The sequence below is a fragment of the Treponema sp. UBA3813 genome, from assembly GCA_002368605.1.
In the GTDB taxonomy this organism is placed as follows: Bacteria; Spirochaetota; Spirochaetia; order Treponematales; family Treponemataceae; genus Treponema_D.
Map to the genome: position 1 here is coordinate 77310 of DFEB01000027.1, position 21575 is coordinate 98884.

A 21575-nucleotide genomic window follows, 5' to 3' on the forward strand; every position below is an offset into this window, starting at 1 on the left:
GGAAATACAATAACCTGTCTTTGGATGGTTGAGTAAAAATCAACATTCGGGCAAAATAAAGATATGTTCGATTGCTTTCTTGCACAAATGCTTGTGCTTACATTTATTTTTTTCAGCAGCTCACGAGTTTTCTTTTTAAAACATTCCCGCGTTGACTGTTTTGCCGCTTTTTCACCAGCCGCACTCATAATTTCATTTTTTATTTTTTATTGTTTTGACTTTTCTATTTTGTCATTCGCTGTCTTTTTACTCGCGCTTATCTCATTCTTTACAAACTTTCGGGCGACATTGCGTCTGTACGCAAAATTAATCGTTGACAGTTACAGCGTTGTCTTCAATATTTTCTCCATTATTATTCTCATACTCACAGTCTTGCTCGCAATAGGAATCATATATTTCCGTCCCGTTAAATATTCAGCATCTGATTTTGATATCAAAAAGACTCAATATACACTTACAGGAACAAGCGCAAACCTTAGGATCCGGGAAAGTTATTTTTCAGGTGCAAGCTTTTCCGGAAATCTCTTTAGCTACGAACCGATTATTAAAGATGACATAATTGCTGAATTCCACAAGGAAAAACCAACGATTATTTTTACGCCTGGAATCCATGCAAATGTTCAGAATTATGAGCCTTACCTCATGCTTCTCGCTCAAAAAGGCTACCCTGTCCTTGCCGCTGATTTTTACACAAACGATCTTCAAATTCTTGCAAAACACTTCGACAACAAAGTTATTAAATCCTTGGTAGAATCAAAATTCATGAGAAAATTTACCGCCATTCATATAGATAAAACTCAAAAAGAAGAATTCAGCAAAATTCATGATGATGAGCTGGCTGTTTCCACAAAAAAATATTCGGCTCTCACCAAACTTGCCCTGGAACTCTTCGGAGACGAAACAAAGGTCTTTTATGTCGTTGACGGCGTAGATTTCGATTCGATTTATGCGGTCATCGATGAATTCAACACCGAGCCTTACTCAAACGCAAAAGGATTTTTCTCCATGAATCGCGTTGATGAGTACAAGACCAGCGGATACGGCTTTATCGAACAAACCGATGTCTTTTTGGCTCACACAAAAGGCATAGAGCGTGAGAATAAATTTTTCATTCCCCGCTATGTGGCAAACAAAACTATTAAAGCTATCGAAGAGCAAAAATAGGAGCAAAAAAATGACTCTTACAGAACTTAACCGCTATTTTAATTCTTTCCTCCACAAAGAAGACTACGACTCTGACATTTCCCTCAACGGAATTCAAATTTCAAACTCAGCTCCAGACGAAAAGCCAATCACAAAAGTCGCCTTTGCCGTTGATGCCTGTGAAGCAACAGCCCTTAAAGCGGCAGAAGCAGGCGCCCAGGTACTTTTCGTTCATCACGGTCTTTTCTGGGGGCATTGCCAGACGATTACGGGCACTCACTACAAGCGGGTCGCTTCTTTCATCAAAAACGACATTGCCCTCATCGCCTACCACATTCCTCTGGACGCAAATGAATTCGTAGGCAACAATTTCGGTCTCGCCAAGCGAATCGGTCTTGAAAAAGTGCGGCCTTTCGGAAAATGGCGGGGCATGACTTTAGGGGCAGTTGGTGAGCTTCCATCAGAATGTACAATCGAAGAACTTAGCAAGAAACTCTTTCCCAATGGCGAAAAAGCGGCTCATATCCTCCCCTTCGGCAAAAAATCCATTAAAAAAGTGGCGATAATTTCCGGCGGTGCGGGCGACGATTTTGATCAGGCCGTTAAAATCGGTGCGGATGCTTACATTACCGGCGAAGTGGGCCACGAAGAATACCACGCCATTGAAGAATCTGGAATCAATGTAATCGCAGGCGGCCACTACAACACGGAGACAGTGGGCGTTCAGCTGGTACAAAAACGGCTGGAAGAGGACAAAGGACTTAAGACTGTTTTTATCGACATCCCCACTGGATTATGATAAACTATTTATCTGTTTGAAAAGGTATATAAAAATGTCAGATACAATCGAAGTTTCTTTTAAACCAAAATATTTCACGGCAAAAAAACTTGTACCTCTTGTACTAACGCTCATTGTTATTTTGCTCGATCAAATTACAAAAATTCTCGTCACTCAGAATATCCCTCTTTATGAAATCGGCTCTTCTTTTTTTGGAGGATTTTTCCGAATCGTTCATGTAAACAATCCGGGAATCGCTTTCAGTATCGGGCAGGGCTGGAGTTTACTCGCAAGAGGCATACTTTTTAGGGCAATTCCTCTTATTGTTCTTATCGTCGTAATTGGCGTCTATATGCGCAATGATGAATTTTCACAACTACAGCGATGGAGCATTGCAGGCATTGCAGGCGGCGGATTCGGGAACTTAATCGACAGATTTTTCCGAGCAGAAGGTGTCATCGATTTTCTTGACTTTAAATGGTTCGGAATCGAAAAATTCGCTCATACAAAGTTAAAATTCCTAAGTTGGGAACGATGGCCTACTTTCAATGTAGCTGACGCAGCTGTCGTTATTTGCGGAATATTCCTTGTAGTTTCGTTTTTAATCACAATGAAGAAAAATCAAAAAAAGGACGGTGAGGACTAATGACAACAAAAGAGCGAACCTTTATTTTTAATCTCTGCGTAATTCTTTTTAATATTATCGTCGGCTTGTTTATCGAAGCAATTCTCCTGCTTGGTCTTTTATTCTTTTTAGCGGAAAATCCAAATCTTCAGGAAAGTGTCTTCACCCAAGTTGCTATTCCTATACTACTTTTAATCGGACTCATTGCCGCCATGTCAATCTCAGTGCATGCCGTCAGCTGGGCAATCAAAAAATTTCACCTGGAAGACAAACTAGACCCAAAAGTAGTTTCCCGCTATCAGAAGAAACTGTAGGTGAAATTTCTCACAGAGTTAAAGAGAACACAGAGAGTTTTCTTACTATGAAATAAAAAAAATGCCATAAATGAAAAAAAAGACGGCCGGAGTCGGGGTTGCGACACAAACTCGCCTGAGCTTTGCTCACTGCGATGTTTGATGGCGCGTTCCCGACGGGAGGCCGTCTTTTTTTTGTTTTTATTGTGTTTCTTATGCCTGAAGAGCTGTAACTGCTACTGTATCGACGATTTCGTCTACATTACAGCCGCGGCTAAGGTCGTTGAGCGGTTTTGCAAAGCCCTGACAAACAGGACCGATTGCCTTCCAGCCACCCATGCGGGCTGCGATTTTGTAACCGATGTTTCCTGCATTGATGTTGGGGAAGATGAATGTGTTTGCATGACCAGCAACTTTGCTGCCCGGAGCCTTGAGTTCGCCGACTTCTGGAGCGATTGCGGCGTCAAACTGGAATTCGCCGTCCAAAGCCAAATCCGGTGCCTTTTCGTGAGCGATGTTCGTTGCGTGAACGACCTTTTCGACTGTGTTGCCGTCTTTTGGGTCGGCTCCAGAGCCTTTTGTTGAGAATGAGAGCATTGCGACTCTTGGCTCGATTCCTGCGATTGCCTTTGCTGTTCCTGCAGAAGCGATTGCAATGTCTGCCAGCTGATTCTCGTCTGGGTTGATGTTGATTGCACAGTCACCGAAAACTGCGATTCCCTCTGAGAGATATTTGTTTCCGCCCTCTGGAGCAACCATAATGAAGCATGAAGAAACAGTGCTGCATCCAGGAGCTGTTTTGATAACCTGAAGTCCAGGGCGGAGAGTGTTTGCCGTTGAGTGGCAAGCGCCAGAAACGAAACCGTCAGCGTCTCCTGCCTTGAGGATAAGAGCGCCGTACATTGTGTAATCTTTGAGGGCGGCAGCTTTTGCGGCAGCTACATCAGCGTATTCAGGAAGACCAGTCTTTTTGTTGAGTTTTCCTTCGCGGGCTTTGTACAAGATTTCTGCGTATTTGTCTGCCTTTGAATCTTTTGTCGGGTCAACGATGTCAACGCCAGCCATGTCAAAGCCGAATTTTTTGATGTCATCTTCGTTTCCAAGAAGGGTGATTTTTGCGATTCCTTCTTTAACGATGCGTGAAGCCGCCTCAACGACGCGTTTGTCTTCACCTTCACAGAGAACAATTCTTTTGCCAGCGGCTTTTGCCTTGGCACGAAGTTCTTTTACAAAATCCATAATTTTGCCTCGTATATAAAAAATATAAATAAATTCCTCACAGAGGTCACAGAGACGACAGAGGGAAACTTGAAAAACAAAAATCTCTCTGTGAACTCCTAAACTCTGTGAGGGATTTTAGTAACCATCTGACATTGCTCGGTTCAGATCACGCTGATAAAGTTCGGCGTAAACAGGACTTCGCATTTTGAGGTCGTCTTTTTTGGCTTGATTGAATGGAACGAAACGCCAGAAAACTGCGCGCAACTCTTTGTCCATTCGCTGGATACCGTCAACCTCTTTTGTCATCCACAAAACATAGTCTGCGATGAAGTAAGATTTTAGGTCGCCCTTGAGCTTTTGTCGTTCAATCCACTGGTAATACTGACCGGTAAGACCTTCTTCCATCCAGTAGTAGCTGGCCTTTTCTTTTGCAACCTGCCATCTCAAGTCTGCAACTGCCATAAGAATTGCGATTTTAAGGTCGCGGGGGTACATGGGAATTACGATTCGTCCACGGCTAGTGACGCGATTGTAGCGGTCGAAAGGCTCCCAGCAGAAACCAAAATCACCGTAAGTTGGCAAGCAGAGAACATAAGGAACGATGCGGTTCTTCATATTCTTGTGGACTCGGATAAAGCATTCAGGATCGTTGTCTTCTACCCATTTGAGAATATTGAGGACATTCTCACGGAAACCGGTGAGTCGGGGAACACAGTGATAGAACTCGCGGGTAAAAATCGGGAACTGGTTACCCTGACGGCCACAGGTCATTTTTGCCATCTGGCGGACAGTTTGGAATTCTATCATAATGTCGCCAGTGCTGACTTCCATTGCCTCTGGCTGTGCGCTCATCTTGTCTTCGAGAGAGCTACCGATTGCCTTTGCTTCTTCGAATTCTTTAATATATCCGACCAATTCTTTGTCAAGTTTTTGCAAAGCACGGAGTTTTTCCTGAATTTCAGCGAACAAATGCTTTTGACCTTCAGTATAGGTCTGTTTGTGTGGCTCAAGGCCAATCATCGGGCTGTGCTCGCAGAGTGAATCAACTCTGTTTTTAAGCTCGTTTTCCAGCATTTGACGCTCGCTTTCTTTTGAATTGAGCAAACTCTCAGCATTCTGCAATTTACCGTCATTTTTGCTTTTGAGTTGCTGAATGCGCTGAGCTTCTGCCCCCGGATCATTTTTTCGCGGAGTTCGAGCCTCATCTGTAGCAGAAAGAGTTAAGCGCCCTGATGCGATTTCTTTGAACCATTCGTCCATATAATAGACTGGCTCGCCAGTATTATTTTCAAGAATTACGGTAGAAAAAAGCTGCTTTTGTTCGGGAGTGAAAAGAGAAGGAAGAACAACACCGAAACGGAGAAGCATTTTTTTAGGTTTTTCGAGAGAACTGTCTCCTGCTTTTGTACACATGACGCGGATAAGCTCCCACCATGAAGTGACAATCTGCTGACGATAGACAGTGCGGTCTTTTGGATCCTGACAAGTAAGATACTTTGAAAGGATTTTGTGGACACGCTGAGCCTGCTCTCCTTCGCCTCCAAGAGCCGTTTTGTAATAAGCAGGATCATCAAAATAGTGATTTGACTCGTCTTCGTAGAATTTAGTGATTTCTTTGAAGCCTTGCTGTGACAAATCAACTTTGTGGGCAACTTCAGAGGCTTTATCTTCTACAGGTTTTGGCGGATTGTCAGAAATATCTTTAAAAGAAGGTAAATCACTAGGTCCTGATTCAGCTTCGGTTTCTGCAAGCAAAGCTGCAATCGTGGGGTCTAAATCCATATCTGTCATCTATGCGCATCCTCGAAAAAATTAGTCAAAATTCATTTTAATTATAACACAAGTCTGAATTTTTTTCATCATAAATCGATAAATTATACAAAGTCATAGCTGTGCAGGCTCACTTCCCCGGAAGACAATTCTTCTAGCCCGCCGCTTTCTCTTTCGACCACAAGTTTTATTTCCGGAGTAATTTCCTTGACCGTTGCCCTGTAGCTTTCAAAAGTGCTTCCCGCCACAGGATTTACCGTCACTTTTTGACCAATTAGCATTGAATTCTTGCGATATTCGGCAATCATCTGATTTTTTACTGCTTCATCGTCATTTTCAAAAGAATCGTAGAATTGAATGAGATTTTTTACGACTTCCGCAATCACGCGATTTTTTGAAACTTCGGGCATTTTTTCATTTTTTTCGATTTTTGCCTCTTCCACGCTGCCCGCGATTTTCGTGATTTCGCCGGAAAGGGCTGGATTTTTGCGGAGATTGATTCCGATTCCGACCACAGCCGCATCGATTGTGCCTGTCTCAAAATTTGCGATTCCCTCAACTAAGATTCCAGAAACTTTTTTACCGGCGAGAAAAATGTCGTTCACCCATTTTATTGAAGGATTTTCGCCATAAAGATTTTTAATCGCCCTGGAGACAGATACAGCGGCAGCAGCCGTATACAAAGCGGGATTTTTCACGCCGTTTTTCGGGGAATACAAAAGCGAAAAATAAACGCCCACATCGGCAGAAGAAACAAAGGTTCGCCCCAATCTGCCCTTTCCCCCGGTCTGACTTTCCGCGGCAAAAAGGGAAAGATGTGCGGATTTTCCTTTTTCGGTGAGATTTCCCGCCGCGTCACGAAAAGCACCCACATCGACCGCCCGCCTTTTCGCCTCAGAATTGGTAGAATCTATTTCGTCAAAAATGAAGACTTGCAAGCCTAAAACGCCGCAATCCTTCAAATTTGAAGAGATAATTTCTGAAGAAAGCCTGTCCGGGCTTGAAAGAATCCTGTAACCACGGTTAGTGACCGCCTCAATTTTGTAGCCCTCGTCTTCAATGGAGCGGATTGCCTTCCAGATTGCCGTGCGCGAAACCTGACAGGAAGAAGCCAATTCCTCGCCAGAGAGAAATTCACCATTTTTGAGAGAAAGCAAAGATTGAAGGACGCTGTTTTTCGTAGACATTATTTTTTCTTTCCAAGAAGGGTAAAATCCTCGACTGGAGAAGAAAATGCGATTCCCATGCCCGGCTCTTTAAGACATTTGACTTCCTTAATTGCAGAAAGGACTGCTTCTTTTTGCTCGTGGCCAACAACGATGACCAGCATGTCTTTTTCGGGAACGATGTGCATTCCGAAGAATTTTGCGTCGTCCTCACGGGCAGTTCCCCGCGCGTTAATCACCGTTCCGCCTGTAGCACCGGCTTTTCGGGCGGCAAACATCACATCGTCGGCATAGCCCTTGTTCACGATGACCGTAATCATATCGCTGGATTTTGTATTCTCATTCATTTTTTCTTCTCCTTTTGAATCGCTGGATTCTGTTTTTCCAGAAACGATGCCGGCTTTTAATGTGGAATCGACTGCAAGGGTAAAAAGACAGCCGAAATCAGCTTTTTCATTTTTTGCAGAATCAAGGATTGCGCTCATAATTGCCGATTTTTTTTCTGAATCAATGACCATGTAAATCAAATCTTTTGTGGTCTCGCCAGTTCCCAAAATCGCACCGAAATTTGACTTTGCAAGAGCCCGCCCCATTAAGACCGTGCCGCCACCGCAGCCAGCCGCAACTGCCGCCTTGGTGAGTTTTTCGCCCTTGTCATGGGGAACGATGCTTATAATCAGTGAAAATGCGCTCATTCTGCTGCCTCCGTAGATTCCATCACGAGTTCGGAATGACTGTTTTCCGCACGATTCGACTTAATCTTAAAGATGATTCCCAAAATCTGAATGGCAATCAGCGGTGTCATGGCGACCAATGCGATTACGCCGAAAGCGTCCACCGCAGGATTCCCGTCACTGGCTTCCGATGCCCCCAAAGTAAACGAAAGAATGAAAGTGCTGGTCATGGGGCCTGAGGCAACGCCGCCTGAGTCAAAGGCAATTCCCGTGAATAATTTTGGGCAGATAAAAGAGAGAATCAAAGCCAGAGCGTAACCCGGAATCAGAATGTACCAGAGAGAAAAACCGTGAAGGACACGGAGCATGGAAATTCCGATTGAAATCGCAACTCCTGAGCTTAAAGCTCCCAGCATGACCTTTCGCTTAATCGTACCGCCGGAAATTGACTCAACCTGATCGGTCAAAACCCATACGGCAGGCTCGGCACAGACGACGATTGCCCCGAAAACAAGCCCAACGAAAACCAAAAGCAAAGTCCAAAGACTGCCCGTCTGACTTGCCGCACCGAGGACTTTTCCCAATTCCTCGCCCGCTGGCATAAATCCGCCCTGAGCGCCTGTGAGGAATAAAATCAAGCCGATAAAACTCATTACAAAGCCGCGCACCATTCGCACGACCTGCATGGGTGGCATTTTAAGAAGTAAAAATTGAAAAAGAAGGGCCATTCCCGCCAAAGGAGCGAGGGCCCCCGCAACTTCCTTAAAAATCGAGGGCAAGAGTTTCAAAAAAACCGCGATTCCGCTGGCAATAAGACCGTGAGAGCTTTCGGTAACAGAATCGGCAGAAGAAGAATTTCCGCCGGACAAAATGATTCCGTAAACGATGACCGCAAGGACAGGTCCGATTGAGGCAATTCCCGTTAAGCCGAAAGAATCCTCGCTTGAAGACTTTAGCTTGCCGTTCTTGTCTGATTTTGCACGAACCGCAGCCACGCCAACGCCCAAAGCCATAATGAAGGGAACTGTCATTGGGCCGGTAGTGGCTCCGCCTGAGTCAAAGGCAACTCCCTGAAAGGTAGGAGGAGCCAGAAAAGCAAGGACGAAAACGAAAATATACGAAATCGTAAGGAGAATGTTCAGGGGAATTGAAAGAACCGTGCGCAAAATACCCAGGGCAACGAAAAAGCCCACGCCCACGGCAATCATAAAAATCAAACCCCACTTGCTAACATTGGGCGCAATTCCCCGCACCTGGTCAGCAAGCACCTGAACATCAGGCTCGGCCACAGTGACGATAAAGCCGATTAAAAAGGCCGCTCCCAATAAGAGAGGAAGGTTTCGCTTTGCAGTAAGAGCCGCTCCGCTCCGCTCACCGATTGGCAGGATTCCAATGTCAACGCCCAGCAAAAAAATCGTGAGCCCGAAAATAACGAGGATTCCGCCAAGCACAAAGCGGCTCATGGTTCCAAAAGACATGGGAGCAATGGTAAGCCCCAAAAGCAGAACCATGACCATAATGGGCAGCACTGAAGAGACAGTTTCTTTAAATTTTGCGAAGATGTTCATTTATTATGCGTCCGCAAAAACTTTTCCGTCATCAAGAGTGACTTTGAGTTTTGTATATTCACAGTGAAAGTCATTTTTGAGGCGGTCGAGGTAGCGCGCACATTCCCACTTGCACATAGGCAAATCGTGAAGAAGGTAATTTCCGCAGGCTTCCGGCCGGGTTGCAGGAACTTCATTTTGTGTAAGAATCCATTCAAGGCACTCGATTGTAAGAGAGCGCATATCCTGGACAGTGTATTTTCCCATCATAATGATGTACATGCCAGTAAGACAGCCCATGGGACCTACATAAACCACATCGTCCTTAACACGAGAGTTGCGGAACCAAGTCGCCATGAGATGCTCAATGCTGTGAATGGCAGAAGGAGCAATTGCAGGCTCTTTATTTGGCTCGGTGATTCGCAAATCGTAGGTGGTGAAACCTTTATCTTCGCGGGAAATGTAGATTCCCGGCTTCAAGTGAGTGTGATCAATAGTAAAACTCTGAATTACTTCCATAAAATATTCCTCCGGCAATTATATACATTATAAAAATATCCGACAATATCAGAATCGACCTGCTAGTCCGCAAAAGTTGAAATCATTTTCTCAACGACACGGGCGCTCAGTTCTGCGGCAAGTCCCTCGTTAAAATCGTATCCGTTTGAGCTTAAATCATCCGCCATGTCGCTCATGCAGCGCAAAATCACGAAGGGAACTTTGTTGAGGTAGCAGGCATGGGCGATTGCAGCCCCCTCCATTTCAACACAGGCCGGGGCAAAATTTTCGGCAATTTTTGACTTTACATTTTTTTCGCTGATAAACTGGTCGCCTGTAGCGATTCGGCCTTCAATCATTTTGTGGCCTTTAGAAAGTTCCGAGTCAGCAAAGGCTTTTTTTGCCGCCTCAATCATTTTTTTGTCAGCATCGAAAGAAAAGACGCTCATCTGGGGAACTTGACCGAGTTTGTAGCCAAAGCCCGTGGCATCCATATCGTGATAAACAGCATCCGTTGAAACCACGAAATCCATGACACCCAAACCGTGAGCCATAGCGCCCGCAATTCCTGTATTGATGATATTGGTGCAACCGAATTGAAGCGCAAGACGCTGAGCGCAAAGAGCCGCGTTCACTTTTCCCACACCAGAACGAGAAAGAACCACATCAACACCGTGAATTTTTCCTTCCTCAAAGACGATTGAACCGGCTTCAGTTTTTTTGACAGAATCGCCCATCAAATTGCGAAGGAAGTTTACTTCTACTTCCATAGCACCGATAATTCCAATTTTTTTCATTTTATGTTACTCCTTGCGAAAATCTGCATAATTTTCTGTTATTTTCGTAGAAAACTGCAAAATTTTCAATAATTTTCATAAAAAAGTATTGATTAAAATCTCTAAAAACTCTAATATATACTCAGCAGCAAGAAATATGACGCTTCCGTTGGAAGTTTGTCACCCAAAACCCCCGCCGTTTCTCCTCCTTTAAGCGGGGGTTTTGCTTTTTAAATCCCTTTTATAATATAATAAATCCATGATTCACGAAACATTAAATGTCTCAGATTCCAAAAATTCTTCTGCGACGCTCACCACATATATCCTTCAAAATTATCCCAAATTTTCGGCAGAAAGGCTCCGTCCCCTCGTTCTGGTAATTCCAGGCGGCGGCTATTCTCACTACGGTCAGCGGGAACAGGAATCCATCGCCCTCAAAATGAATTCACTTGGCTTTCATGCAGCCATTTTGCACTACACACTTGCTCCCATGCGCTTTCCTCAGGCTCTTTGTGACGCGGCAAATGCGGTCGCCCTTATCCGAAAAAATGCCGGAAGCTGGAATGTGGATTCAAATAAAATCATTCTGGCAGGCTTTTCGGCAGGCGGCCACCTTTCTTCCCTCCTTGGCTGCTTTTGGAATTCTCAATTCCTTAAAGACTACATTTCCTGCACAAGCGAAGAAATACGGCCAAATTTTCTCTGTTTAAGCTATCCTGTAGTCACGGCAGACGAAAAATTCTGTCACGCAGGCTCTATTCAAAACATCATCGGCTCAATCCCCGAAGAAGAAGCGGCAAAAATCTGCAAATCCCTGGGGAAAAATTCAATGCGGGAAGTCGTCTCCATCGAAAAAAACATAACTGAAGATTTTCCGCCAACATTTATATGGCATACACTCAAAGACGAAGCCGTTCCCGCCAAAAACACTCTTTTGCTCGCCAACGCTCTCTACGAAAAAGGAATCGATTGCGAATACCATCTATTTAATAGAGGAAAGCACGCTTTGGCCCTCGCTTCAGCAGAAACTGCAAATCCCGACGGAAGCAACGCAGAAAGCGAATGTACTGTCTGGCCGGAACTTTTCAAAAACTGGTTTGAGGGAATCCCCAATTCGTAAGGAGTAAAAAATGTCTGTTTTTCAAGCAATTATTCTTGGCGTGGTGCAGGGAATCGCCGAATTCCTTCCCATTTCTTCCAGCGGTCATTTGGCGGTGGCTCAGCGGCTTTTTGGCCTTGAGGATGTGCCGCTTTTGTTCGATGTAATGCTTCACCTGGCAACGCTCGCGGCGGTAATTTTGTATTTCCGAAAGAAAATCGCCCGGCTTTTCGCAATTTTGTTCAGGTGGATTTTAAGGAAGGGGGACGGCTCCCCCTCAGCTACAATGGCTTCGCCATTTTCGCCTACCCCCTCTGCGGGGGAATCCCCCGCAACGCCCCCAGCCAACACGGAACTTGACCTTCTCACCGGTACGGACGAACTGGGACGGAAGACCATTCTCGCCGTGATTTTCGCAACTCTCGTCACGGGCGTAATCGGCGTGTTTACCAGCAAACTCATCCCGGAACTTCCGCTAAAAGTCACTTGCGCGGGCTTTATCGTTACGGCTTGTCTTTTGATTTTTTCTTCGCTTTGGTCAAAAAAACATGACTCAAAAAAGAGCGGAGAGCCAAAAGGCATTTCTATCCCACAGTCGCTTTTTATCGGCTTTATGCAGGGAATCGGAACCTTGCCAGGAATCAGCCGCTCAGGCTCCACGATTGCAGGCGCGCAACTCTCTGGCGTAAACCGAGCTGCGGCAGGCGAATTTTCTTTTATCGTGTCAATTCCTGCGATTTTGGGAGCCTTCCTTCTTGAAGCAAAAGATTTGGGCGAAGTTTCAAGTCAGATTGGCGCCCTTCCTGTTTTCTGCGGCTGCCTCGCTTCCTTCGCATGGGGCTATCTCTCCCTTTCAATTTTGATGAAACTGATTCGCAAAGGCAAACTGGAGTGGTTCGCATGCTATCTGATTCCGCTCGGAATTTTAGGACTGATTTTCTTTTAATAATGTAAAAAAGGAGTTTTTATGAGCAATATTCCCCGATGGAACTTGGATTCTATTTTTTCTTCTATTGATTCGCCTGAATACCAGAAGGCCCTCGCTGATTTTACGGCTGGCATGGAAAATCTTGAAAATCTTCTCGAATCGGCAGGCAATTTTATCAAAAATGCCAGCGAGAATTTTGATTTTCCCGTCTGGCTCAAAGGATTTTTAGAGGCGGACGAAAAGGTTTCTTCTCTCTGTGGCAGCCTCAACGCCTACGCCTACATAATTTACTCCGTTGACACCACTAACACGGCTTACCTCAACAACATCACGAAAATTGACAACCTTACCCTCCGCTACAGGCAAATTGATTTGGGCTTTAAGTCAGTTTTGCTGGCAAATTCCGCTCGTCTCGATGATTTTTACAAACGCTTCCCTGAATTTGAAAGCTACCGCTACCTTCTGAACGAGACTCTCGAAGAAACCAAGCATCAGATGAGCCCGGCTGAAGAAAAACTTGCAGGCGAGCTGCAACAGACCGGGGGAGACGCCTGGGACCGCCTTCACGAGCAGCTGATTTCAAATCTCAGAGACGAAGAAAGCGGCAAAACTTTCAACGAGCTTCGTAACGACGCCTACTCTGCCGACGCAAATGTGCGAAAATCTTCATATTTAAAAGAAATCGCGCTTTTAAAACAGAATGAAATCGCCTTTGCCGCCTGTCTGGGAAACCTAAAGGGCGAAACGCTCGCACTCAACCGCCGGCGAAAATGGCAAAAGCCCATTGACCGCGCCCTTGCCTCTGCCCGGCTCTCGCAAAAAACGCTGGACGCCCTCATCGGCGCAATCGAAGACAGCCTGCCCCTCTGGCGGGAATATTTCAATTTAAAGGCGGATTTCCTGCACAGGCACAATCTTACGGTCTCTCAGGAAAAAAAAGGCCTGGCTTTCTACGATTTGTTCGCACCTGTGGCATTGTCGGACGAAAGTGTGTCATTGTCGGGCTTGACCCGACAATCTCTTCTCTCAAAAACCTGGACTTTCGACGAGGCAAAAGACTACATCATCCAGCGGTATTCCTCTTTCAGTTCGGAAATGGGCGACTTTGCAAAAAAAGCCTTTGCCGAAAACTGGATTGACGCGGAAGTCAGGGCTGGAAAAGTTGGCGGGGCTTACGACGAAGACTTTGCCCTTGGCCACCAGAGCCGAATCATGACCAATTTTACCGGGGCTTTCAGCGACATAATCACTCTGGCTCACGAGCTTGGCCACGCCTATCATTTTTCTTGCATGAAGGGAAAGCCGGCCGCATTTTTCAGCTATCCGATGACGCTTGCCGAAACGGCCTCAACATTTGCCGAGACAATCGTAAAGCAGGATATGATTTCAAAATGCAGCGACGCCGAAAAAATCCAGATTCTTGACCTGGACTTGCAGGATGTGAGCCAGGTCCTGGTGGACATTCTCTGCCGCTTCTACTTTGAAAAAAGCGTCTTTGAAGAGCGGGAAAAAGGCGAGCTTAACGCCGACGATTTCTGCCGGCTCATGAAAGAAGCCCAGAAAAAATCCTACGGAAACGGCTTGAACGGCGAGCGGCACGAGTACATGTGGGCGGTAAAATCCCATTATTACTCAACAGGACTGGATTTCTACAACTTCCCCTACGCTTTCGGCCAGCTTTTCGCAGCAGGACTCTACGCACGCTACCAGAAAGAAGGAGCCGCCTTTGCCAAAACCTACGCAGAACTGCTCTCCAACACGGGCAACATGACTTGCGAGGATTTGTGCAAAAAAGCAGGATTTGACATCACGCAAAAAGACTTCTGGAAAAGCGGAATCGAAATGTACGCAAAGGAAGTGTCTGAGCTAAAATCAATTTGCGGATAAAAACAGGCCGTGATATAATTTATGCAATGACTGTTATAAACGGCAAGTTTGAATGGGATTCAGAAAAAGACGAAATCAATAAAATAAAGCATGGTTTTTCTTTTTCTGAAATTCTTGATGTGTTCGATGACCCTTTTTTCATAGAGCGATATGATATTGAACATTCTTCGCTTGAAGAAGAACGCTACATCGGACTTGGAGAATCAGGCGGAGCGGTTATCGTAATGACCGCTTACACCGAACGAGAACGAACACGATTAATTTCTGCTCGTTTCGCTACAGAATCAGAAAGGAAATTATACTATGACTCAAGAAAGAATAGCTGAATTACAGAATAAACCAATTGATTTATCAGATATTCCCGAAGTGACTCCAGAGCAAGCGAAAGAATTCTACCCACGAAGTTTACGAAAAGCATTTCAACTAATTTATAATCTTTTCGACAAGGAAAATCTCATTTGGCTTGAAAAAAACGGCCTGACAAATCGTGTTTCTATAAATGCCGCGCTCGAAAAATTGCGAAAAGAATCTTTGAAACTCGCATAAGTTTCCCCTCCCTAGCCTGCCAGAGCTTCCACCGGGTCTAGTTTGCTGGCTTTCATGGCGGGGGAAAGTCCGAAGAAAATACCCACGAAGACGCTGAAAACAAAGGAAATCACGCAGGCGGAAAACTTTATCGAATAAGGAAGCTCGGTTGCCACATATTCAATGGCAAGGCTGATGGCGATTCCAAGTCCGATTCCCAAAATGCCGCCCAAAAGGGTAATGCTTGCGCTCTCAACCAAAAACTGGCGGCAAATCGCAAAGGGGCTGGCTCCCAAAGCTTTTCTGATTCCGATTTCCTGCTTTCGCTCAGTGACCGTGACAATCATAATATTCATGATTCCGATTCCTCCTACCAAAAGAGAAATAGCCGCAATTCCTGAAAGCATAAGACTCACCGTTCCCATGACGCTTTTGACCTGCTCAATCATTGTCTGCATTGAAGAAATGTTCACGCTGCCTTCCGTGCCGGATTTTTCGTTCATGTAGGCCGTTAAATCCGTGACCAGCTGGGAGCAATAATCAGTGTCAGTTGCCTGAACCATAATCGTGTCCGCCGTGGGATTCGGCTTGATTTTTTTTGAATAAAAGCCTCTGGGAATGTAAATGCCTGTGGTGGTGGATTCCATGCCGCTGGACTGCTCTTTAAGCACGCCAGCCACAGTAAAGGCAAATGGCACTTTTGATGAGACCACAATCACGCCCTTGCCCACAGCATCCCCGTCCGGGAAGAGGGAAGAAGCCACCTCGCTTCCGATAATCATTTTCTGTGCCCCGGAAACATCGTCAGTCACAGTAAAATAATCGCCAGAATCCAGCTCCAGCTGATACATTTCAAGATAGCCGGGCTCGATGGCGGTTGCATTTGAAGTAACGGTAGTCTCGCCGTAAGAGACCGCAAAACTCACCGAATTTTTATACCAGACTTTTTTTATATTGCGCACGCTGTCAAACAAATCGCTGCGCAAGGCTTCGTCGAATTTCAGAGTGACCGCATCCCGGTTCCGCCGCATAAATCCGCCCGCGCTCACGCTCACCAAATCCAAGCCCGAAGAGCCGAACTGATTCTGAATCTGCTTGGCGGAACTGGAGCCGATGCTGGTAATGATAATAACGCTGGCCACACCGATAATCACGCCCAGCAGGGAAAGCACCGTGCGGGTCTTTGAGCGAGAAAAGTTCCTAAGTGAGTCAATAAAGTCTTCAAACATAACACCTCATAAATCTGCGTCTATCTGCGTTAATCCGCGTCTAAATTTCACTGCCTTTCATCCCCCTGTATCATTCCGTCCAGAATACGCACGCATCGCCTTGTGCTGGCTCCGATTCCCGGATCGTGGGTGACGATAACGATTGTGGTTCCTGTGGCGTTGATTTCGCCGAACAAATCCAAGACCGCCCGGCCAGTGCTGGAGTCCAGGGCGCCGGTCGGCTCGTCAGCGAGGATAATCGCAGGCCGAGTGACCGTCGCCCGCGCGATTGCCACACGTTGCTTTTGTCCGCCGGAAAGCTCATTGGGAAGATGATTGATTCGCTCGGACAAGCCCACTTTTTCAAGGGCGGCCAGTGCCATGTCCCGGCGGAGAGGCCGCTCGATTCCCTGATAGCGAAGGGGAACCATGACATTTTCAAGCACCGTCATCGTGGGCAGAAGATGATACTGCTGGAAGACAAAGCCGATTGTTTTGTTGCGGAGGACGGCCAGCTCTTTCTCGCTCATTTTGGCCGTTTCCTTGCCCCCGATTTTCACGATGCCGCTGGTGGGTCGGTCAAGGCAGCCAATCATGTTCATGCAGGTGGATTTTCCTGAGCCGGAAGGTCCCATTATGGACATGAATTCCCCCTGCTCCACGGAAAAAGAAATTCCCCGCAAGGCATGGACTTCCTGCTCCCCCATAGAGTAAATCTTGCGAACATCTTCCATTAATATAACTGGCTCAGACATAAAAATCCTTAAAACGGAGGCATTCCACCCATGGGCGGCTGTTGCTGCTGATTCTTGTTGTTTTTCTGTGCCTTCTGGCCTTTTTTGCTCACGCTCATTCTGCCGCTCTTTGAAGCATTGCTCTGAGCCTTGAGCATTTCGCCGCCTTCAAGCCCCGAAATCACATTCACATATTCAAGACCGTAAGGCTCGACTTCCACCGCGACTTTCGTTGTCTTTCCGTCCCGGCCTAAAATCTCCGCAAAAGCCGTGCCCTTGTCCCGTCCGATTGCGTATCGCTCAACCACAAGTTTTGTCTCCGGCTCAGTGATTTGAATCTTTCCCGTAAAACTGAAATTTGGAAGGACTCCGCTAGGCACTTCGTCAATCCGCACTTTGGCATTCACGATTGTGGCTCCCCGGCTCGTCACTTCGCCAATGGCAGGATAAGAGACAAGGTAGCCTTCCACACTTCCATTGTAGGCCGGGAAAGTAAAGTCAACCTTCTGCCCCACTTTAAGCTTTGCCACATCGGTTTCGGCAATTTCCACATCAGCGGTGAGATAATCCGTATTCACCAGAGTTCCGATTGAATCCTTTGCCTCAAGATAATCGCCGGTCGCCACATCCAAATCAGCGATTACGCCGTCAAAAGTCGCCACAATCTTACGGTTCTCGACTTTGCGTACAAGGGAAATGCGCTGGGTTTCCATGAGTTTGAGTTTTCCCGCCGTCTGATTCTGCCGTGCCACGGAAATCTCGTAGTCAAGGTTGGCGAGATTGTACTGCTGCTCGGTGTCGTCCAGCTGAACGATTAAATCCCCCGCCTTCACACGGTCTCCCTCTTTTTTATAAACGCCCACCACAGTTCCGTCATTCAGGGATTTCAGCGTCTGGGATTTTGCCGCCGCCACAGTTCCCGCAATCTGAATCACATTTTCATAAGTCTCTTTGCGAACGACATAAGTAGTCTGGGAAGAAGCCGCCCGTTTTTCCGCAATTCCGCGAGAAACTTTCAAAATCACGACAAGAACAAGAATGGAGAGAAAAGCCCCAAGAATTATTTTCTGCTTTTTAGACAAGCGAATATTCATCTTCCTAATTTTCATCTTTCCCATCAACTTTTCCTCTTCACTTTTCATCTTTCCACTTTCAGTTTTCAGTTTTCCGTTTTCACAAACATCAGCTTCACATTATTATTGTAGATAATTTTCTCCACGGCGTTAATCAGAATGTTCATCTGAGCCTTGTCCCGGTTGTTGGCCGCGTCCAGATAATCACTCTTTGTGACGCTGCCCGCCTTCAACCAGTTATCCATATCATACTCAAGCTGGGAATACATGTCATACTCTTCGGCATAAGAACGCTCTGACCAATGCAAATCCCCCCTCTCAGAAAGTTTGTCCAAAATTGCCATGTCATAATCGTCCGCTGCGGATTTCACCGAAATTTCATCGATTTTTGAGTTCAACTCGTCCTGCTTTTTATCGATGGAAGAGAGCCTCCATGTGTTGGGATTGAGCGTAACAGAAAAAGTGTAAACCGGAGAATCAGAAGGCGTGCCAGAACTCGATGATTTTAGTGGAGAAAGATTCTGCCCCGTCGGAACAGAGACGCCGGCACTTGCCGTGATTCCCCGCCAGTCAAAAGTAAGGCCGCCGTCCACGGTGTCATATTTTGAGGTTGATTCGTTAAGAGTGTAGCCGCCGTAAATTCCTAATTCCAAAGAATAATCAGTTTTCCGCTTCAAATCACTGATGTATTTTGTCCAGACCGCACTCTCGGTTTTCGTGTAATCACTCGCCTTGTAAGAAAGCACATCTTCCAGCTCAACGCCAGGGACTTCCATAGGTAAGAAATTCATAACAGTCTCAAAAGCCTGATTCGCAATTTCCTCTGCCTTTTCCATATCAAATGTCGCAGGATTAAAGACTTGCTCGTATTCAGCCCCGCATTTCACCGCAAAAACAGCCGTCTCTCGCTCAAGTTTGCGCAAGGCCTCGTGGACATTCCGCCGGTCACTCTGACACTCCAGATATTTTTTTCTGTAAGATGCACTAGTCTTGCTGTAGCCCTGTACTTCCAAAACCTTTAAAGAAAGCTCATCATCATACAAATCATCTTTTGCCGTTAAGACTTTGCTGACATAGGAATAAAGATTCTTCAGACTCGTGTAAAACTCATTTTCAACCGTAAGAGCCTGATTCTGAAGATCTCGCTTTGCCTCAATATATGCGCGTTCAGCTTCCAAAAGCGAAACTCTTCTTTTTAATGACGCTTTCGTGATAATTCCTGTGCTCAGCTTAATCGTACCGTTATCAAGGAAACTTCCGTTTTCGCCATCATTTGAATAACCAGATTTTTGTGTGACAGGAAGAGTTGCCGTAAGTTTTGTTCCATTTAATTCTGGAACAGACAGAGAAGCCGATGGAGTGAAAGTATATTTAGTGCCGTCAGAAGACGATTGGATTTTAACCGTGCCAGATGAAAGTGTCAGCTCAATGCCATTCTGGATTTTTGTGCTGTCATAGGAAAGAGCCTTGTTCTCTGCGGTGAGCGCGCTTTTCTGAAGACTCAAATCGTTTTTTAAATAACCAAAAAGCAAAGAAGGCAGATTCGACTCCGCAAAAGAAAGCCCGTGAAAAACCGAGAAAAGAAAAATCACCCCGAACCGAATTTTCTTCATACCCGCATTTTATCGCAAATTACTTAATATTTCATTAAAGACTCCATAATTTGCTGTTATATAATGAAATTTTTATGGGCGCATCCGCCGCTACTACGCTGGCGCTTCGTGGTACGGCGGATGCACCCGAATTTTCTATTGAATTTCCCATGCGAATTTCGTTATACTTATACAATTATACTTTTTTAAATTTTTGCTCCATGAGAAGTTGGGGCTAGGAGAATCAAATGGCGTTTTATTTTTCAGAGCCGTCTCACACATTTGGTGAGTATCTTTTGGTGCCGGGTTATTCTAGCGCGGAGTGCATTCCTGACAATGTAAGTTTGCGCACTCCTCTCGTTAAGTTCAACAAAAAGGCCGGCGAGGAGTCTCCGCTTAGCATGAATATTCCGATGGTTTCGGCTGTTATGCAGGCTGTTTCTGACGACAAAATGGCTATCGCCCTGGCAAAAGAAGGCGGAATCAGTTTTATCTACGGAAGCCAGTCAATCGAAGATCAGGCGGCTATGATTGCCCGCGTTAAGAGCTACAAAGCTGGATTCGTCACTTCTGATTCAAATGTTCGCCCGGATCAGACTTTGGAAGAAGTCATTGCATTGAGCGAAAAAACTGGTCACTCGACTTGTGCGGTCACCGAGGACGGAACTGCTCATGGTAAACTGGTGGGAATCATCACTTCAAAAGATTTCCGCATCTCTCACTGTAAGCCAGGCTCAAAGGTCTCTGAGTACATGACTCCGCTTTCTGAAATGGTCACCGGTCAGGAAGGAATCACTCTCAGCGAGGCAAACGAAATCATCTGGAACAAAAAGGTAAACCAGCTTCCTGTCGTCGATAAAAACGGAAATCTCGTCTCTCTCATTTTCCGAAAGGACTACGCTACTCACGAGTCAAATCCCCTTGAGCTTTTGGATTCAAAACACCGCTACATCGTCGGTGCGGGAATCAACACTCGTGATTACATGGAGCGTGTTCCGGCTTTGCTTGAGGCTGGCGCAGATGTCTTCGTCTTGGATTCAAGCGAAGGATTCTCTTACTGGCAGGAAAAGGCTCTCAAGGATATTCACGAAAAATTCGGCAAGGATGTAAAGGTTGGTGCGGGAAATGTCGTTGACGCAGACGGATTCAACTTCCTCGCAGAGGCTGGAGCTGACTTCATTAAAATCGGTATCGGCGGCGGCTCAATCTGTATCACCCGTGAGCAGAAAGGCATCGGTCGCGGCCAGGCTACGGCAACAATCGAGGTCGCTAAGGCTCGTGATGAATACTACAAAAAAACAGGAATCTACATCCCAATCTGCTCAGACGGCGGTATCGTTCACGACTATCATGTAACCCTTGCCCTTGCAATGGGCGCTGATTTTGTAATGCTGGGCCGCTACTTTGCCCGATTCGACGAATCTCCTTCAAACAAGCTGGTCGTCAACGGTCAGTATGTCAAAGAGTACTGGGGCGAAGGCTCAAATCGTGCCCGTAACTGGCAGCGATATGATTTGGGTGGCAAAAAATCAATGGCTTTTGAAGAGGGCGTTGATTCTTATGTTCCTTACGCTGGTCACTTGCATGACGGCGTTGGAATGACTCTCCGCAAGGTCACCCACACAATGTGCAACTGTGGTGCCCTTTCAATCCCTGAATTGCAGGAAAAGGCAAAGATTACGCTGGTTTCTTCTGTATCAATCACAGAGGGCGGTGCACACGATGTCATCGTAAAGAATACCAGTATGCAAAGCTAAAAAATTCGGGCGCATCCGCCCCTACAATCCATTGCGCTTTTTAAAATGCTCTTCCTCTTGGGAAGGGCTTTTTTTTGCCCGAAAAGACAACTTCCCCCACTTTTCAATAAATTTTACTGACGAAAATATACACTTTTCAATATAAGTCCGCAAGAAAAACAGACACTTTTCAATATATTTTTGACCATAAAATCCACACTTTTCAAAGAATTTCCCCCAAAAATCCCCTTTTTTTTCCCCCGGAAATGTCGGAATCGTACTATTAAATTTAAACCTTGGTT

The 21575-nt window shown here is 45.8% G+C and carries 22 protein-coding genes; 10 read left to right on the plus strand and 12 right to left on the minus strand.

The genetic code is table 11. The annotated features are described in order from the left end of the window. Window positions 1–63: 63 nt before the first annotated feature. The 4 genes from B2089_RS04255 to B2089_RS04270 are packed head-to-tail and all read left to right on the plus strand — an operon-like array spanning window position 64 to window position 2860. Window positions 64–1164, plus strand: coding sequence for a hypothetical protein (locus B2089_RS04255; protein WP_296326028.1), 1101 nt, complete (start codon window positions 64–66; stop codon window positions 1162–1164). Between the two features lie 10 nt (window positions 1165–1174). Further along, window positions 1175–1942, plus strand: a complete 768-nt coding sequence (locus tag B2089_RS04260) for a Nif3-like dinuclear metal center hexameric protein (RefSeq protein ID WP_296326026.1) — start codon at window positions 1175–1177, stop codon at window positions 1940–1942. 34 nt (window positions 1943–1976) lie between these two features. Then, window positions 1977–2567 carry a signal peptidase II gene (gene lspA / locus B2089_RS04265; protein ID WP_296326023.1) on the plus strand — a complete coding sequence of 197 codons (591 nt, stop codon included), beginning with the start codon at window positions 1977–1979 and terminating at the stop codon, window positions 2565–2567. Next, a complete protein-coding gene (locus B2089_RS04270; RefSeq protein WP_296326021.1) occupies window positions 2567–2860 on the plus strand; it encodes a hypothetical protein in 294 nt (97 codons plus the stop codon). The genes lspA and B2089_RS04270 overlap by 1 nt, the downstream gene beginning before the upstream one ends. Before the next feature lie 192 nt (window positions 2861–3052). On the opposite strand, the gene pta is transcribed toward B2089_RS04270, so the two are convergent. The 7 genes from pta to B2089_RS04305 all read right to left on the minus strand — a co-directional run bounded on the left by pta (window position 3053) and on the right by B2089_RS04305 (window position 10512). Next, complete coding sequence (pta, locus tag B2089_RS04275) at window positions 3053–4078, minus strand: phosphate acetyltransferase (RefSeq protein ID WP_296326019.1); 1026 nt, start codon at window positions 4076–4078, stop codon at window positions 3053–3055. Between the two features lie 117 nt (window positions 4079–4195). Beyond that, window positions 4196–5851, minus strand: a complete 1656-nt coding sequence (locus B2089_RS04280) for a hypothetical protein (protein ID WP_296326017.1) — start codon at window positions 5849–5851, stop codon at window positions 4196–4198. Window positions 5852–5934: 83 nt separating this feature from the next. Further along, window positions 5935–7017, minus strand: a complete 1083-nt coding sequence (locus B2089_RS04285) for a biotin--[acetyl-CoA-carboxylase] ligase (protein WP_296326015.1) — start codon at window positions 7015–7017, stop codon at window positions 5935–5937. Continuing rightward, window positions 7017–7691 (minus strand): P-II family nitrogen regulator, encoded by a 675-nt coding sequence (locus tag B2089_RS04290; protein WP_296326013.1) that lies wholly within the window; start codon window positions 7689–7691, stop codon window positions 7017–7019. The genes B2089_RS04285 and B2089_RS04290 overlap by 1 nt, the downstream gene beginning before the upstream one ends. After that, window positions 7688–9238 (minus strand): DUF1538 domain-containing protein, encoded by a 1551-nt coding sequence (locus B2089_RS04295; RefSeq protein WP_296326012.1) that lies wholly within the window; start codon window positions 9236–9238, stop codon window positions 7688–7690. Before B2089_RS04295 ends, B2089_RS04290 begins: the two co-directional genes overlap by 4 nt. A 3-nt stretch (window positions 9239–9241) precedes the next feature. Beyond that, window positions 9242–9736: an S-ribosylhomocysteine lyase gene (locus B2089_RS04300; protein ID WP_296326010.1), complete on the minus strand. Its 495-nt coding sequence runs from the start codon at window positions 9734–9736 to the stop codon at window positions 9242–9244. A 62-nt stretch (window positions 9737–9798) separates the two neighbouring features. After that, entirely contained in the window at window positions 9799–10512 is a 714-nt protein-coding gene (locus B2089_RS04305; RefSeq protein ID WP_296326008.1) for a 5'-methylthioadenosine/adenosylhomocysteine nucleosidase, read from the minus strand. 238 nt (window positions 10513–10750) lie between these two features. Between B2089_RS04305 and B2089_RS04310 the strand changes: the two genes are divergently transcribed. Genes B2089_RS04310 through B2089_RS04330 form a run of 5 tightly spaced genes read left to right on the plus strand, consistent with a single transcriptional unit; the run spans window position 10751 to window position 14951 of the window. Continuing rightward, window positions 10751–11611 carry an alpha/beta hydrolase gene (locus B2089_RS04310; protein WP_296686092.1) on the plus strand — a complete coding sequence of 287 codons (861 nt, stop codon included), beginning with the start codon at window positions 10751–10753 and terminating at the stop codon, window positions 11609–11611. A 10-nt stretch (window positions 11612–11621) separates the two neighbouring features. After that, a complete protein-coding gene (locus B2089_RS04315) occupies window positions 11622–12536 on the plus strand; it encodes an undecaprenyl-diphosphate phosphatase (protein WP_296686095.1) in 915 nt (304 codons plus the stop codon). Window positions 12537–12557: 21 nt separating this feature from the next. Further along, the gene (locus B2089_RS04320) at window positions 12558–14405 is read left to right on the plus strand and encodes a M3 family oligoendopeptidase (protein WP_296686097.1); all 1848 of its coding nucleotides are present in this window, start codon (window positions 12558–12560) and stop codon (window positions 14403–14405) included. 26 nt (window positions 14406–14431) lie between these two features. Further along, a complete protein-coding gene (locus B2089_RS04325) occupies window positions 14432–14731 on the plus strand; it encodes a BrnT family toxin (RefSeq protein WP_296325455.1) in 300 nt (99 codons plus the stop codon). Further along, the gene (locus B2089_RS04330; protein ID WP_296325452.1) at window positions 14709–14951 is read left to right on the plus strand and encodes a hypothetical protein; all 243 of its coding nucleotides are present in this window, start codon (window positions 14709–14711) and stop codon (window positions 14949–14951) included. The genes B2089_RS04325 and B2089_RS04330 overlap by 23 nt, the downstream gene beginning before the upstream one ends. A gap of 11 nt (window positions 14952–14962) precedes the next feature. Here the strand turns inward: B2089_RS04330 and B2089_RS04335 are convergent, their stop codons facing one another. The 4 genes from B2089_RS04335 to B2089_RS04350 are packed head-to-tail and all read right to left on the minus strand — an operon-like array spanning window position 14963 to window position 19558. Continuing rightward, complete coding sequence (locus B2089_RS04335; protein ID WP_296325448.1) at window positions 14963–16159, minus strand: ABC transporter permease; 1197 nt, start codon at window positions 16157–16159, stop codon at window positions 14963–14965. Window positions 16160–16206: 47 nt separating this feature from the next. Further along, window positions 16207–16893, minus strand: a complete 687-nt coding sequence (locus B2089_RS04340; RefSeq protein WP_296325446.1) for an ABC transporter ATP-binding protein — start codon at window positions 16891–16893, stop codon at window positions 16207–16209. 8 nt (window positions 16894–16901) lie between these two features. Continuing rightward, window positions 16902–18014 (minus strand): efflux RND transporter periplasmic adaptor subunit, encoded by a 1113-nt coding sequence (locus tag B2089_RS04345; protein WP_296325441.1) that lies wholly within the window; start codon window positions 18012–18014, stop codon window positions 16902–16904. A 17-nt stretch (window positions 18015–18031) separates the two neighbouring features. Further along, a complete protein-coding gene (locus B2089_RS04350) occupies window positions 18032–19558 on the minus strand; it encodes a hypothetical protein (RefSeq protein ID WP_296325438.1) in 1527 nt (508 codons plus the stop codon). A gap of 227 nt (window positions 19559–19785) precedes the next feature. On the opposite strand from B2089_RS04350, the gene B2089_RS04355 reads away from it, so the two are divergent. Then, window positions 19786–21294, plus strand: coding sequence for an IMP dehydrogenase (locus B2089_RS04355; protein WP_296325436.1), 1509 nt, complete (start codon window positions 19786–19788; stop codon window positions 21292–21294). 21 nt (window positions 21295–21315) lie between these two features. Here the strand turns inward: B2089_RS04355 and B2089_RS04360 are convergent. Continuing rightward, a partial coding sequence (locus B2089_RS04360) for a hypothetical protein (RefSeq protein ID WP_296325433.1) occupies window positions 21316–21575 on the minus strand: 260 nt, incomplete at its 5' end.

What these genes read in the sequence shown, in the direction of transcription:
- B2089_RS04335 (WP_296325448.1), bottom strand. Translation starts at nt 16,159, where the DNA reads ATGTTTGAAGACTTTATTGACTCACTTAGGAACTTTTCTCGCTCAAAG.
- B2089_RS04290 (WP_296326013.1), bottom strand. Translation starts at nt 7,691, where the DNA reads ATGAGCGCATTTTCACTGATTATAAGCATCGTTCCCCATGACAAGGGC.
- pta (WP_296326019.1), bottom strand. Translation starts at nt 4,078, where the DNA reads ATGGATTTTGTAAAAGAACTTCGTGCCAAGGCAAAAGCCGCTGGCAAA.
- B2089_RS04320 (WP_296686097.1), top strand. Translation starts at nt 12,558, where the DNA reads ATGAGCAATATTCCCCGATGGAACTTGGATTCTATTTTTTCTTCTATT.
- B2089_RS04355 (WP_296325436.1), top strand. Translation starts at nt 19,786, where the DNA reads ATGGCGTTTTATTTTTCAGAGCCGTCTCACACATTTGGTGAGTATCTT.
- B2089_RS04260 (WP_296326026.1), top strand. Translation starts at nt 1,175, where the DNA reads ATGACTCTTACAGAACTTAACCGCTATTTTAATTCTTTCCTCCACAAA.
- B2089_RS04285 (WP_296326015.1), bottom strand. Translation starts at nt 7,017, where the DNA reads ATGTCTACGAAAAACAGCGTCCTTCAATCTTTGCTTTCTCTCAAAAAT.
- B2089_RS04315 (WP_296686095.1), top strand. Translation starts at nt 11,622, where the DNA reads ATGTCTGTTTTTCAAGCAATTATTCTTGGCGTGGTGCAGGGAATCGCC.
- B2089_RS04340 (WP_296325446.1), bottom strand. Translation starts at nt 16,893, where the DNA reads ATGTCTGAGCCAGTTATATTAATGGAAGATGTTCGCAAGATTTACTCT.
- B2089_RS04270 (WP_296326021.1), top strand. Translation starts at nt 2,567, where the DNA reads ATGACAACAAAAGAGCGAACCTTTATTTTTAATCTCTGCGTAATTCTT.
- B2089_RS04310 (WP_296686092.1), top strand. Translation starts at nt 10,751, where the DNA reads ATGATTCACGAAACATTAAATGTCTCAGATTCCAAAAATTCTTCTGCG.
- B2089_RS04330 (WP_296325452.1), top strand. Translation starts at nt 14,709, where the DNA reads ATGACTCAAGAAAGAATAGCTGAATTACAGAATAAACCAATTGATTTA.
- B2089_RS04350 (WP_296325438.1), bottom strand. Translation starts at nt 19,558, where the DNA reads ATGAAGAAAATTCGGTTCGGGGTGATTTTTCTTTTCTCGGTTTTTCAC.
- B2089_RS04280 (WP_296326017.1), bottom strand. Translation starts at nt 5,851, where the DNA reads ATGACAGATATGGATTTAGACCCCACGATTGCAGCTTTGCTTGCAGAA.
- B2089_RS04345 (WP_296325441.1), bottom strand. Translation starts at nt 18,014, where the DNA reads ATGAAAAGTGAAGAGGAAAAGTTGATGGGAAAGATGAAAATTAGGAAG.
- lspA (WP_296326023.1), top strand. Translation starts at nt 1,977, where the DNA reads ATGTCAGATACAATCGAAGTTTCTTTTAAACCAAAATATTTCACGGCA.
- B2089_RS04295 (WP_296326012.1), bottom strand. Translation starts at nt 9,238, where the DNA reads ATGAACATCTTCGCAAAATTTAAAGAAACTGTCTCTTCAGTGCTGCCC.
- B2089_RS04300 (WP_296326010.1), bottom strand. Translation starts at nt 9,736, where the DNA reads ATGGAAGTAATTCAGAGTTTTACTATTGATCACACTCACTTGAAGCCG.
- B2089_RS04255 (WP_296326028.1), top strand. Translation starts at nt 64, where the DNA reads ATGTTCGATTGCTTTCTTGCACAAATGCTTGTGCTTACATTTATTTTT.
- B2089_RS04325 (WP_296325455.1), top strand. Translation starts at nt 14,432, where the DNA reads ATGACTGTTATAAACGGCAAGTTTGAATGGGATTCAGAAAAAGACGAA.
- B2089_RS04305 (WP_296326008.1), bottom strand. Translation starts at nt 10,512, where the DNA reads ATGAAAAAAATTGGAATTATCGGTGCTATGGAAGTAGAAGTAAACTTC.